Source organism: Polymorphospora sp. A560, from assembly GCF_045781765.1.
Classification (GTDB): Bacteria; Actinomycetota; Actinomycetes; order Mycobacteriales; family Micromonosporaceae; genus Polymorphospora; species Polymorphospora lycopeni.
On the sequence record NZ_CP122282.1, the window covers coordinates 6,072,620 to 6,085,747 of the forward strand.

12 protein-coding genes are annotated in these 13,128 nt (G+C 72.6%); all 12 read right to left on the reverse strand.

Annotated elements, in window-relative coordinates:
- The 12 genes from QCD66_RS27525 to QCD66_RS27580 all read right to left on the reverse strand — a co-directional run bounded on the left by QCD66_RS27525 (position 1) and on the right by QCD66_RS27580 (position 13,106).
- The gene (locus tag QCD66_RS27525; protein ID WP_375735349.1) at positions 1 to 1,089 is read right to left on the reverse strand and encodes an acyl-CoA dehydrogenase family protein; all 1,089 of its coding nucleotides are present in this window, start codon (positions 1,087 to 1,089) and stop codon (positions 1 to 3) included.
- Positions 1,086 to 2,237, reverse strand: coding sequence for a CaiB/BaiF CoA transferase family protein (locus QCD66_RS27530; protein ID WP_375735348.1), 1,152 nt, complete (start codon positions 2,235 to 2,237; stop codon positions 1,086 to 1,088). The genes QCD66_RS27525 and QCD66_RS27530 overlap by 4 nt, the downstream gene beginning before the upstream one ends.
- Entirely contained in the window at positions 2,234 to 2,989 is a 756-nt protein-coding gene (locus tag QCD66_RS27535) for an enoyl-CoA hydratase-related protein (RefSeq protein ID WP_364222289.1), read from the reverse strand. The genes QCD66_RS27530 and QCD66_RS27535 overlap by 4 nt, the downstream gene beginning before the upstream one ends.
- Entirely contained in the window at positions 2,986 to 3,924 is a 939-nt protein-coding gene (locus QCD66_RS27540) for a hydroxymethylglutaryl-CoA lyase (RefSeq protein WP_375735347.1), read from the reverse strand. The genes QCD66_RS27535 and QCD66_RS27540 overlap by 4 nt, the downstream gene beginning before the upstream one ends.
- On the reverse strand, positions 3,921 to 4,352 hold the full coding sequence (locus QCD66_RS27545) for a heme-binding protein (RefSeq protein ID WP_212816721.1): 432 nt from the start codon (positions 4,350 to 4,352) through the stop codon (positions 3,921 to 3,923). Before QCD66_RS27545 ends, QCD66_RS27540 begins: the two co-directional genes overlap by 4 nt.
- Before the next feature lie 67 nt (positions 4,353 to 4,419).
- Positions 4,420 to 5,643 carry a CoA transferase gene (locus QCD66_RS27550; protein ID WP_364222282.1) on the reverse strand — a complete coding sequence of 408 codons (1,224 nt, stop codon included), beginning with the start codon at positions 5,641 to 5,643 and terminating at the stop codon, positions 4,420 to 4,422.
- A complete protein-coding gene (locus QCD66_RS27555; RefSeq protein WP_375735346.1) occupies positions 5,640 to 5,948 on the reverse strand; it encodes a NifU family protein in 309 nt (102 codons plus the stop codon). The genes QCD66_RS27550 and QCD66_RS27555 overlap by 4 nt, the downstream gene beginning before the upstream one ends.
- Positions 5,938 to 6,993, reverse strand: a complete 1,056-nt coding sequence (locus tag QCD66_RS27560; protein ID WP_375735345.1) for an amidohydrolase family protein — start codon at positions 6,991 to 6,993, stop codon at positions 5,938 to 5,940. Before QCD66_RS27560 ends, QCD66_RS27555 begins: the two co-directional genes overlap by 11 nt.
- Before the next feature lie 37 nt (positions 6,994 to 7,030).
- The gene (locus tag QCD66_RS27565) at positions 7,031 to 8,107 is read right to left on the reverse strand and encodes an ABC transporter permease (RefSeq protein WP_364222273.1); all 1,077 of its coding nucleotides are present in this window, start codon (positions 8,105 to 8,107) and stop codon (positions 7,031 to 7,033) included.
- Complete coding sequence (locus tag QCD66_RS27570; protein ID WP_364222270.1) at positions 8,107 to 8,934, reverse strand: ATP-binding cassette domain-containing protein; 828 nt, start codon at positions 8,932 to 8,934, stop codon at positions 8,107 to 8,109. The genes QCD66_RS27565 and QCD66_RS27570 overlap by 1 nt, the downstream gene beginning before the upstream one ends.
- Positions 8,916 to 10,118, reverse strand: coding sequence for a substrate-binding domain-containing protein (locus QCD66_RS27575; RefSeq protein WP_375735344.1), 1,203 nt, complete (start codon positions 10,116 to 10,118; stop codon positions 8,916 to 8,918). The genes QCD66_RS27570 and QCD66_RS27575 overlap by 19 nt, the downstream gene beginning before the upstream one ends.
- Before the next feature lie 1,548 nt (positions 10,119 to 11,666).
- Complete coding sequence (locus QCD66_RS27580) at positions 11,667 to 13,106, reverse strand: hypothetical protein (RefSeq protein WP_375737102.1); 1,440 nt, start codon at positions 13,104 to 13,106, stop codon at positions 11,667 to 11,669.
- Between the last annotated feature and the right edge of the window lie 22 nt (positions 13,107 to 13,128).

Below are 13,128 nucleotides of genomic sequence, written 5' to 3' on the forward strand. Positions count from 1 at the left end.
TCACCGGGCTGCCCTCATCGCCTCACGGCCGACGACCACGGTCAGCACCTCCGTCGTACCGCCGCGCAGCGAGAAGCCGGGCGCGGCGAGAACCGCGTCGTCCAGCGCCGCCCGTACGTCCACATCAGACGGAAGCGTCTCGCGGGCGGCCTCGATGACGTCGACCTCGAAGCGGTTGCCGAGCAGTTTCAGCGTCGCTGCTGCGGCGACGGGCGCCTGCCCGGCGTCCATGCGTACGGCGACCTGGAAGGCGAGCCGGCGCAGGGCGACCAGCCGGCCCACCAACTCCCCCACCCGGCCGGCCGGTCCGGCAGCCCGGTCGAGCAGCAGCCGCAGCAACGGGTACGTGCTCAGCACCCGCTCGGGACCGCCGCGCTCGAAGGCGAGCTGCTCGGTCACCTGTGCCCAGCCGGCGCCGATCTCGCCGAGCACCCACGCGTCGGGCACGAACGCGTCGTCGAGGAAGATCTCGCAGAAGTGGCCGGGGCCGCGCAGGTCGGGAATCCGCCGCACCGTCACCCCCGACGCGGTCATGTCGAGGACGAACTCGCTGAGCCCGTCGTGCCGCCGCTCGCCGTCCGACGTACGGGCCAGCACGTAGGCGTGGGTGGCCCGGTGGGCGTTGCTCGACCACACCTTCTGCCCCGAAAGCAGCCAGCCGCCGTCGACCCGGCGGGCCCGGGTACGTACCGAGGCGAGGTCGCTGCCGGCGTCGGGTTCGCTCATCCCGAGACAGAAGCGGGCTTCGCCGGCCGCGATCGCGGGCAGCAGCTCCCGCCGGAGCGCCCCGGTGCCGAGCCGGGCGATCGCCGGGCCGATCTGCCGGTCGGCGATCCAGTGCGCGGCGACCGGTGCCCCGGCCCGCAGCAGTTCCTCGGTGAGCACGAACCGGTCGACGAAACCCCGGCCGTGACCGCCGTACTCCGGGCTCCAGGTCAGGCCGATCCAGCCCCGGGCGCCGAGCCGGCGGCTGAAGTCCTCGTCGTAGCCGACCAGCCAGCTGTCGCTGCGCGGGGTGAAGACCCCCTCGGCCCGCCACCGGTCGAGCTGGTCCCGTACCTCCGCGCGCAGAGCCGCCGCCCCGCTCACGGCGCCACCTCGTCTAGTTGGGCAAGGATCTCGGCGGTGTGCTCGCCGAGGGTCGGCGCGTGCCGTCCGGCGACCACCGGCGTGCGGGAGAACGCCATCGGTGACCCGATCTGACGCAACCGCCCGGCGACCGGGTGCTCGACGGTCGACACGAACCCGCTCTCGTGCAGGTACGCCTCGGACAGGATGTCCTCGTAGCCGGCCAGCGGCGCGCACGGGACGTCGATCTCGTCGAGTACGGCCAGCCACTGCGCGGTCGGGCGCTCCCGCAGGATCTCGGCGACGATGGCGTAGAGGGCGTCGGCGTTGGCGATCCGCCTGCCGACGGTGTCGAACTCGGGCCGGGTGAGCACGTCGGCGCGGCCGGCCCGGTCGAGGAACCGCCGCCACTGCTCCTCGGTGTAGAGCAGCACGCAGAGGTGACCGTCGGCGGTCGCGTACGGCCGCCGGTTGACCGCCGCCGTACGCGGATAGAGCGGTGGCCCGGTCGGCGGGTCGAAGGTCCAGCCGTCGAGCTGTTCGAGCAGCCCGAAGGCGACCATCGTCTCGAACATGGGCACCTCGACCCGCTGCCCGGCCCCGGTCGTGTCCCGGTGCCGCAGGGCGGCGAGCACGGCGACCGCCGCCGTCAGTCCGGCGATCTTGTCGGCGAGTGGGGTGGTGACGTAGCCGGGCCGGTCCTGGTTGACGCTCTGGAGGGCGGCCATGCCGGCGGCGCCCTGGATGACGTCGTCGTACGCCGGCCGGTCGGCGTGCGGGCCGGTGCCGCCGAAGCCGGGGATGGCGCAGTAGACGACGTCCGGCCGGATCCGCTCACAGTCCTCGTAGGACAGTCCGAGCCGCTGGGCGGCCCGGGGCCGCATGTTGTGCACCACCACGTCGGCGGTGCCGACCAGGCGGCCGACCGTGGCCCGGCCGTCGGCGGACTTCAGGTCGAGCACCACGCTCTTCTTGCCCCGGTTCATGTTGAGGAACACCGCGGCCAGGCCCGGGGTCCGCGCCGCGCCGAGCTGGCGGGCGATGTCGCCGCCGGGCGGCTCGACCTTGACCACCTCGGCACCGAGGTCGGCCAGCACGAGCGTGCAGTACGGGCCGGAGAACGTGCTGGTCAGATCGAGGACCCGGATCCCCGACAGCGGCGCCGTCACGGCCGCGCCGCCCGGCGCCGCAGCGACCACATCTGGGCCGCCCGCTCGGCCTCCACCGCGAGCTCCCAGCGCGACGGTGACGGGTCGACGGCGCGCCGGAACGACGCCGTCGTACGGCGACTCAGCTCGGGATCGGCGGCGGCCGGGACGGCGAGCGCGTACGCCCGCTCGTCGACCTCGGCGTCGTCGACGCACTCGAGGGCGAGGCCGACGTCGACGGCGCGTACGCCGTCGAGTTCCTGGCCGAGCAGGGTGAAGGCGGCGGCGCCCTGGCGGCCCAGCGCGGTCGCGGCGAGCAGGTGGTGGCCGCCGCCGGGATGCAGTCCGATGGCGCCGAAGCCGGCGAGGATGCGGGCGTCGCGGGCCACGACCCGCACGTCGGCGGCGAGCAGCAGGTTGACGCCGGCACCGACGGCCGAGCCCCGGACGGCGGCGACCACCGGTACGCCGAGCCGGCCGACCCGGACGAACGAGTCGTAGACGGTGCCGAGGTCGCGGTAGTTGGCGTCGTCGGCCGGATCGGCACCGACGGCGGCGAGCAGCGCCCGGTGGGCGCCGGCGCAGAAGTGGCCGCCGGCGCCACGTACGACGACCGCGCCCACCGACGCGTCGGCGTCGGCGGTCGCGGCGGCATCGGCGAGGTCGCGGGCCATCGCCACGGTCAGCGCGTTGCGGCGCCCGGGGGCGTCGAGGGTGATGACGGCGACGCCGTCGCGGACGGTCAGGTCGACCTCGCCGCTTCCGCCGGTCACGCGGCCTCCTTCCGGTCGGGGACGGCCGGGTACGGGAACCCGCCGGCCCGGCTGAGCAGGCCCGGCACGTCGGCGCCGAGGACGTCGCCGAGCCACCGGGCGTTGTCGATCGCGGCGTCCAGCGCCACCCCGGTGCGGTAGCCGGAGCGTTCCAGCGCGTAGACGACGTCCTCGGTGGCGACGTTCCCGGTCGCCCCGGGCGCGAACGGACAGCCACCGATCCCGCCGATGCTGGCGTCGACCGCGCGGGCGCCGGCCGCGGCGGCGGCGAGCACGTTGGCCGTACCGAGATTGCGGGTGTTGTGGAAGTGGCAGCGCAGGTCGGCGCCGGTTGCCGAGCGGACGGCGGTGAACGCCGCCCCGACCGCCGACGGCACCGCGACCCCGATCGTGTCGGCGAGCGCCACCTCGTCGGGGTTGGCCGCGCCGAGCGCGTCGACGATGCGCAGGACGCGGTCGAACGGCACCTCGCCCTCGAACGGGCAGCCGAACGTGGCCGCCACGGTGACCGACGCCCGCCGGCCGGCGTCGTGGACCCGGGGCAGCAGCCGGCGTACCTCGGCCACCGCCGGTTCCGTCGGCTTGCCCTGGTTGCGCAGGCTGAACGTGTCGCTGGCGACGACGACGAAGTTGACCTCGTCGACGCCGGCGGCCAGCGCCCGGTCCAGGCCGCGCTCGTTGAGCACCAGCCCGATCGAGACGAGACCGGCGTCGCCCGCGACCTCGCCCATGACGGCCTCGGCGTCGGCGAGCCGGGGCACCTTGGCCGGGTTGGTGAAGCTGGTGACCTCGACCCGCCGGGTGCCGGCGGCGACCGCCCGGCGCACCAGCGCGACCTTGTCGGCTGTGCCGAGGTGGGTCGGGTGGTTCTGCAGACCGTCGCGGGGGCCGACCTCGACCAGTTCGACGGGCGGGCCGGCCGGCGGACGGCTCAAGACAGCACCGCCAGGCCGGCCTTAGCGACCTCCATGTCCTGCGTGTAGTGGCCGCCACTGACGCCGATGCCGCCCACGACCACGTCGTCGACCTTGATCGGGTAGCCGCCGCCGAACGTCACCAGCCGGTCGATCCCGCTCGGCGCACCCATCGCCAGCGGGCCGTCCTCCTTGATGAAGTCGTACCAGCCGTCGCTGCTCAGGCCGAACCCGACAGACGTGTACGCCTTGTCCTGCGCGAGCTGCACCGACACGAGCGCGGCGCCGTCCATCCGCTCGTACGCCTTCAGGACGCCGCTCTCGTCGACCACCGCGACGGTGACGGCGAACCCCATCTCCTCGGCCTTCGCCACCGCCGCCGCGATCACCGCGCGGGCGGCGCGCAGCGAGATCGTCTGCTTCTTGACCACGATCGCCTTCTTGGACATGATTTTTCTCCTCTGCTCAGATGGCTCCGCCGCTGCGCGGCTCAAATGGCTCCGCCGCCGGGGCGGCTCAAATGGCTCCGCCGGCGCGCAGCGCGGCGATCCGCTCGTCGTCGAGGCCGACGACCTCGCGCAGTACCTCGTCGGTGTGCTCGCCCAGCTTCGGGCCGACCCAGCGCAACCGGCCGGGTGTCCGGGACAGCCGGGGTGCCACGTTGTGCATCGGGAACGGGCCGAAGTCCGGGTGCGGCAGTTCGACGATCGCCTCCCGGGCCGCGAAGTGCTCGTCGGCGAGCATCTCCCGGGCCGTGTAGACCGATCCGGCCGGCACACCGCCCGCGTGCAACAGCTCCAGCAGCGGGTGCTGGTCGAGTTTCCCGGTCCAGGCGGCGATCAGCTCGTCCAGCGCCGCCTGGTTCTCGCCGCGCTTGGCGTGCGACGCGTAGCGCGGGTCGTCGGCGAGTTCGGCCCGGCCCATCACGGCCGCCAGCCGGCGGAACACCGTGTCCTGGTTGGCGGCGATGAGCACGGTCGCGCCGTCCTGGGTGGGGTACGCGTTGCTCGGGGCCACGTTCGGCAGGATCGAGCCGGTCCGTTCCCGTACGTAGCCGGTCAGCGCGTACTCCGGCAGCAGCGACTCCATCAGGGCCAGCACCGACTCGTAGATGGCGCTGTCGACGACCTGGCCCCGCCCGGTGCCGGCGGCGACCCGCAGCGCCATCATCGCGCCGAGCGCGGCGAAGGTGCCGGCGAGCGAGTCGCCGAGGCTGACCCCGATCCGGCTCGGTGGGGTCGACGGGTCGCCGGTGACGTGCCGGATGCCGCCCATCGCCTCGCCGATCGAGCCGTATCCGGCGCGGGAGGCGTACGGGCCGTCCTGGCCGAACGCGGTGACCCGGACGACGACGAGCCTCGGGTTGATCTCGTGGAGCTGTTCGGGTCCGAGGCCCCAGCGCTCCAGGGTGCCGGGCCGGAAGTTCTCCACGAAGACGTCGGCGTGGGCGAGCAGTTCCCGCATCACCCGCTGCCCGTCGGGCACCCGGAGGTTGCAGGTGACGGACTTCTTGTTGCGGGCCACGACCGGGAACCACAGCGACTTGCCGTGCGGTTTCTCGCGTCCCCACTGGCGCATCGGGTCGCCGTTCGCCGGCTCCTCGACCTTGATGACCTCGGCGCCGAAGTCGCCCAACAGCTGCCCGCAGAACGGGCCGGCGAGCAGGACGCCGGCCTCGACGACCCGGACCCCGGTCAGCGGGCCGTCCGCGAACGTCTGCTCCGGTGCCGGGGCCGTCATCGGTCGCCCTCCACGGTGTCCAGGCCGAACATCGCCGCGATGCGGGCCTCGGCGAAGCGGGACACGTTGCCGCGCCGGGAGACCGTACGGACGCCCTCGACCTGGAGCAGTGCCGGCGTCACGAGAGAGCCCATGGTGACCGGGGCGGACGGGCAGGCCGCGCAGCGGCCGTGGAACGTCACGTGCGCGTCGCCGTCGGCGCCGACGTCGACGGTGACCCCGCCGCCGTGCGCCTCGACGAGCTGGCGCACCTTGCCGTCGAGGGCCCGGTCGGCGGCGCGCGCGGTCTTCTTCCTACTTGCCATGGGAGCCGGCCTTCTTGTTCTTCTTCGCCTTCTTGCCCTTGGGGCTCGGCGCGCCGTACAGCTCGGCCTTCTTCGCCTCGACGTCGATGCCCATGATCCGGGCGAAGTTGAGGCCGAAGATCTTCGCCTTGACCTGGTCGGTCAGCTCCGGGTAGCCGTAGCCGTCCTGGAGGTCCTCGGGCATCGTCATGTCGGCGAACAGGTCGATGTACGCCTGCACCTTCGGCCAGACGAACGCCTCGGAGCCCCACAGCAGGCGGTCCTCGCCGACATGCAGGAGGCACTTGCCGATCGCGTGCAGCGCCGCCCTCGGCGCCACCGGGTACTGGTTGATCCAGGCGGTCAGCGCGAGGCTGATGTTCTCGTACCGGGACGCGATGTTGATCGTCTCGTCGATGAACGGCTCACCGAGGTGGTGCACGATGAACGTCATCTCGGGGAAGTCCTGCGCGGCCCGCTCCAGGTCGTACGGGGCGAGGTCGATGATGTGCTGGGTGTTGAACGCGAGTCCCTTGTGGAACTGCACGTTGGTCACCCCGTTCTCCAGGCACGCCTCCCAGATCGGGTACGCCACCTGCCGGTCGTCGATGCGCCACGACACGCCGCCGGAGTGCGCCTGGTAGAACTTGAAGCTGACCGCACCCCACTCGGTGATCTGCCGGATCGCCTCCTTGACCGCGCCGTACCGGCCGTGGGTGATCGGATCGACGCCGCCGCAGAAGAGCACCCGGTCGGGGTACGCCTCCTTGAGCTTGTAGTTGTTCTCCGCCGGGGAGAAGCCCAGCTTCCAACCGCCGTGGCTCGGCACCGTCTGCGCCATCGCGATGTCGGTGTCGGACTCGTCGAACATCAGCCGGTGGGCGTCCTCGACCGACAGTTCCCGCCCGGAGATGTCGTCGTACGGGTATCCGGGCCGGGAGTAGAGCTTCGCGTACTCGACCAGGGCGTTCGTCGACTTGCGTCCGCCGGTGCGCTCGTCGAGGTTGTCGTCGGTGAGCTTGTACATGTGGATGGCGTTGTCGAAAACGAAGTAGTCGTTCTTCATGACCCAGCTTCCGTGTCCGAAGGGTTGGGGGTTCGCGTCAGCTGCCGCGCGGTGACTGCCGTTCCAGCCGCTCGACATGCCGTACGGCGAGCTGCCGCCGGCGCCGTACGGCGAAGCCGGCGAGCGAGACACCGACGATCACGGCGAGCCCGTTGAAGATGCGCTCGATCCAGGTGGCGGCACCGAGGTGTTGCAGGCCGGCGATGGTGAAGCTGACGAAGTACGCGGCGATGACGGTGCCGAGCATGTTGACCCGGCCGGGACGCAGCACGGCCGCGCCGAGGAATGCCGCCGCGAACGCCGGCAGCAGGAACTGCTCGCCGACGGTCGGCTGGGCGGAGCCGACCCGTGACGCGAGGAGCACCCCGGCGATCGACGCGAGTACGGCGGCGCCGACGAACGCCCGGATCGTGTAGCTGTTGACGTCGATACCGGCCCGGGCCGCGCCCCGCAGGTTGCCGTCCATGGCGTAGAGCCGCTGCCCGAACGGGGTCCAGACGACCAGGAACTCCAGCAGCACCACCAGGACGGTGAGATAGATCAGCGGCAGCGGGATGCCGGCCAGGTCACCACGGGCGATGTTCGTGAAGCTCTCCGGCACGTTCTGGAAGATGACCCGACCACCGGTGATCATGTAGAGGCTGCCCATCAGCAGGCTGCCGGTCGCCAGCGTCGCGATGATCGACGACATCCCGAACTTCAGCACCAGCAGGGTGTTGAGCAGACCCACCGCGACCGCGAGCACCAGGACCGCGACCAGCGCCAGCCAGATCGGCACGCCCTGCACCGCGATCAGCCAGACGCTCACCCCCTGCGCCAGGCCGAGCATCGGGCCGACCGAGGCGTCGAGGTAGTGCGCGAGCAGCGGCAGCGTCGCCGCCAGCGCGACGATCACGGTCACCGTCTGGTTGACCAGGATCAGCCGGAAGTTCGTCGTCGTGAAGTACGTCTCCGGGCTGGCCACCGAGAACACCGCGATCACCAGGAAGAGCAGGCCGACCAACCCGTACCGGCTGACGCCCTCGACGGCGCGCTCGCCGGCACCCTGGCGCGACCGGTCGGCGCTCTGCCGGACCACGGCCCGGTCCGGTGGCGTCTTCGTCACCGTCTCCATCACGCCGGCTCCTCCTTCCCGAGCGCGTCGGCTCCCCGGACGATCAGTTGCACGCACCGCTCGACGTCGAGCGCGCCGGTCGGCCCGTGGTAGACCCGCCGGCCGCCCTTCATGACGAGCAGGCGGTCGGCCAGGGCCAGCACCTCCGGGATGCGGTGGCTGATGACGATCACCGCGTAGCCGCGGTCGCGCAGCCGTACGATCAGGTCGTTGACGCCCTGCGACTCGGTGGTGCCCAGCGCCGCCGTCGGCTCGTCCATCACCATCACGCGCGGCTCGTTCTCGGTCACCAGGGCCCGGGCGATGGCCACCATCTGCCGCTGGCCGCCGGACAACCCCTCGACCAGCACGTTCATGTCGTGCAGGTCGATACCGAGCCGCTCCAGCACCTGCCGGGTGCGGGCCCGCATCGCCTTCTTGCGCAGCACCGGCAGACCGGGCGGCCCGGCCGTCCACTCCCGGCCGAGGAAGACGTTCTCGACCACACTGAGGTTGTCGGACAGCCCCAGGTCCTGGTAGATCATCTCGATGCCCCGGGCACGGGCGTTGCCGATCGTGTGCGGCGCCAGCCGGTCGCCGGCGATCCGCAGCTCGCCGCTGTCCGGCGCGACCGCGCCGCTGACCATGTTCATCAGGGTCGACTTGCCGGCACCGTTGTCGCCGACGATGCCGAGGATCTCACCGGGCAGTACGTCGAAGGAGACGTCGGTGACCGCGCGGACCCGGCCGTACGACTTGGACAGTCCGACGACCTCCAGCACGGGACCGTCGGTCCGGGCGCCCTTCGCCAGGGACGCGGGGGCGGCCGTCACGAGGCGGCCCGCCACATCTGCTCGTACCGCTGCGCGTAGTCGACGTAGCTGTCCCAGTCGACGACCCCGTCGGCGGGCGCGTTGTCCTTGACGAAGATGGTGGCCGGGATGCCCTGCTCCGCGTCGGGCAGCGGTTCCTGCCCGGCCAGCAGCCGGACGACCTGGTCGATCGCGGCGTACGCGTTCCAGCCCCGTACCGCGCCGAAGTCGGCGAACTGGTCGCCGGTGGCGACACTGCCCAGGCGCTCGGGTTCGGCGTTCTTCGACAGCACCTTCACGTCGTCGCGGCCGGCGGCCTTCAGCGCGGCGATGATGGACTCCACCCCGTTGCCGTACGGGGTGAAGATGTACTGCAGGTCGTTGCCGTGTTTCTGCAGCAGCGACGTGGTGATGTTCTGCATCTCGATCGGGTCGACCGCCTGGGCGAGGGTGCGTTCCCTGACCTCCAGCAACTGGCAGCCGGTGCAGCCGGCGAGCACGCGCTTACTGGCCTCCAGGGCCTCGACCAGGTGCGGGTAGCCGACGTCCCACAGGAAAACGGCCTTCGCGGTGCCCTTGGAGTCGGCGACGGCCTTGGCCACCTCCAGCACCGCCTGGAACGTCTCCCGGCTGGACACGTTGGCGTCGTAGCCGACCGCCCCGCCCTCGTCGATCGCGGACACGCCGACCACCGGGATGTTCTGTTTCTGCAGTTCGGCGATGCCGTCGGCGACCTGGTTCTCCGGAATGGCGACCGTGATGACCGCGCTGGGCTTGTTGGCGGCGGCGGTCGCGAACGCCTTCTGGAAGCCCTCGGGATTGCCCTGGCCGTCGTGGATGTTCGCGGTCCAGCCCAGCGACTGGGCGATGCTCTGCGCCTTCTTGCCGACCTCTTCGCAGGAGGTGCCGATGCGGCACACGATGATGTCCAGCTTGGCGCCGGGGACCGGCTTGACCGACTCGGTCGGTCCGGACCAGTCCTGATAGACCTTGATCTTGTCGAGGGTGAGGTCGGCCTCGTTGCCCTCGAAGAAGAGCAGGCCGTCCGTGCCGGCCTCGACGAGGGTCGCGGCCTGTTCGGTGTACGCGTCGTTGACGGGGCCCGGGGCGGCGGAGTCGCCGCCGTCGCCGCAGGCGGCCATGGTTACGAGCAGTGCGGCGGCGCCCAGCGAGGCGGCCGCGGAACGGAGCCGGCGGGCTCCGGAAGTCCTGACCAACATGCCACTCCCTACAGAGGTCCGCGACCCGCGCGGCAGGGGGCTCTTTTGTCGTGGTGGAGTGCCGCCGCGGCCGTGGCCGATGGCTGTCACGACGGCGGCGGGGACGGTCCCCGGAGGCGGCTTGGGTGACACCCTCGCCCCGAGGTTGTACGCAATTGACGGTAAGCAGCGACCCCAGGGGTGTCAATAGTTCATCGGCTCGAAACAGTTAGCCCAGGTAAAGCGGACGGTAGCCGACATTAGGCCGAGAGCTACCTCACATCGATCGAGGCGGATTGTATGCAGTGAGGGGTCGGCGGCGTGCTTCAGTAGCGACCGCCCCGCAGCGTGGTTTAGGGCTCCACGGCGGTTCGGATTTCCATGCGGTTCGGCCCCATGCGGTTCGGCCCCAGGCGGTTCGGCCTCAGGCGGTTGAGGGCTCCGGCGGTTGGGGCTCCAGGCGGCGCGACGACGCCCGGTCGACTCGCGACTCCGCGGGCGATGGCGGGCCCTCGCCTGCCTGACCGACCTGCGTGGGGCTTGAGGTGGACTCGCGGAGAAGGACGGTCCAGCCCTCACGGCCCGGGCCCGGCGGGCGATCGGGCCGCCGATTGGCCATGCGACCGAGCGGGCGGGCCGAGCCGCCGGCAGGACCGAGCAGCGGACGCCGGACGGCAGGGCCGGACCGCCGGCAGGGCCGAGCAACGGGGAGGCGGGCGGCACGGCCGGACGGAGCGGCAGGGCCGAGCAGCGGGGAGGCGGGCGGCACGGCCGGACGGGTGGCAGGGCCGAGCAGCGGGGGGCGAGCGGCGGGGAGGCGGGCGGAACGGCGGGCGGCAGGGTGGCCGTGATGCGGTGTGCCCATGTCGGGTTCTGGCCTGCCCTACCGAAGGCACCCCCACCGCCACGATGATCGGCTCACGGGGCTGAGCGCGGGAGGGGTTATCCGGCTGGGATAACCCCTCCCGCGCTCAGGTCGTCAACGGGATCTCCAACGCCTGGGCGATATGTGCCGAATGACGGCGGCGGGTCACGGGTCACGCCGTTGATCTGAGCGTGAGAGACGTTATCGGGCGTGGATAAGGTCCCTCACGCTCAGATCAACAAGGAAGGCCACTGACGCTTCCGGCAGGAACCGCCCCGCCCTCGGCTCGGCCACACATCGCCGCTCCACCGCGCGCACACCCCGCCCTGCACGCCAGTAGCCGACCGGACGGCCCGCTACCGCACCGCGCCGTACAGCGCCGCGCCATACCGCTGCCGCACCGCACCGCGCGCCATGCCACTGCCGCACCGCCCGCCATGCCGCCGCCGCACCGCACAGCGCCGCGCCGCACCGCACAGCGCCGCACCGCACAGCGCCGCGCAGCACCGCACAGCGCCGCACAGCACCGCACAGCACCGCACAGCGCCGCGCAGCACCGCACAGCACCGCACAGCGCCGCGCCGTGCCGCACAGCACCGCACAGCGCCGCGCCGTGCCGCACAGCGCCGCACAGCGCCGCGCCGTGCCGCACAGCGCCGCGCCGTGCCGCACAGCGCCGCGCCGTGCCGCTACCGGCCCGTTGGTCAGGAGCCGGCGATGCGGGGCGTGATCAAACGGACTTCGACCGGGGCGCCCGGCCGGCCGCCGGACCGCGACGCGTACTCCGGGACGCCGACGCACGTGAAGAGCAGGCCGGCGAGGTCGTCCGGGCCGCCGAGCAGGGCCGGGATCTCCGAGTCGAGGAACGTCATGCCGGAGGCGCCGGCCCCGAGGGCGTACGCCGCCAGGTGCAGCCGTCCCTCGACCAGTCCGGCCGCGAACTGGGCGTCACGGTAGCCACGGTCATCGAGTGTGGACAGTGGCGTAGCGGCGATGACGACGAACGCGGCGTCGGCGGCGAGGCTCTGGTCGAGGCAGACCCGCTCCAGCTCGTCGCGCAGGTCGCCGGCCCGCAGCGGGGTCGACAGGTCGGGCCACCGGTAGAGCCCCGGCTCCACGCCGTCCACGCCGTGCACGGCCACCCAGTGCGGGATGTCCACCCCGCGCAGCGCCGCCGTCATCGACCACTCCAGCACGGCCCGTGGCAGGGTCCGGGAGCGGTCCATGAGGCGCTGCGAGCCACGCCGGAGCACGACCTCGTCGAGGGAGTCGGACGGCGGATGGTCGGGCAGCGCGGCGGCCGATGGCCACGGCTCGCCCAGCACGTCCCGCTCCCCCGCCCGCTGGGCGGTGGTGACCAGCGGGAACTCGACCGGCGGGAGGGTGCCCGTCGCGGCCGGCCCGCCCGGGCCGGTCGCCGGTTCGCCGTCGCCGAACGTCAGCAGCGCCAGCGGGTGTTCGTGCACCCCGTCGGCGCCGACGAGGCGGCGCAGTGCCGCGTCCGGGAAGAGCGTGCGCAGCCGCGGGGCGAGGCCGGCGCTGTCGGCCGCCGCCGACAGCTGCGACAGCAGGGTGCCGGCGTCCCAGTACATGTGCCGGAAGCCGCGTTCGGCGTAGCGCCAGCCGGTCCGCCAGGGCACGCCGGTCACGACCAGTGTCGTGGCCGTGCCGGACGCCGCCGGGCCGATCTGGACCAGGGCGTGCGCGGCCGCGTCGTACCAGTGGACGCCGTCGGGCACGCCGGCGACGCCGCGGGTGCTCGCGTAGACCTCCAGCGGGAAGCGGGCGCCCGCCGATCCGGCGGCCCGGAAGTAGACCTGGCGCCCGTCGCGTTCCATGCTGCGGACGACGCCCGCGCCGAGGAACAGCACCCGGCCGAGCTGGGCCGCGTCGAGCGGGCGCGCCGGTCCTTCCACCCCGGCGAGGACCGCGGTCGCGGGCACGCCGGGTTCGGGCAGGTCGCGCGGCAGGGTGACGACCGGCAACCCCTCCGGGTACGTCTTCATCTGCGGCGGGCGCGTGTCGGCGTCGTTGGGCACGAGGTCGTGCCGGACCCGTGGGTCGTCCACCGGCTCGTCCCACTCGCGGTCTGGCACATACGACGTCAGCCGGTGCAGCAGCCCGGCGCCGGAGTCTTGATCCACGCAGGCATCCTGCCAGGCCCCG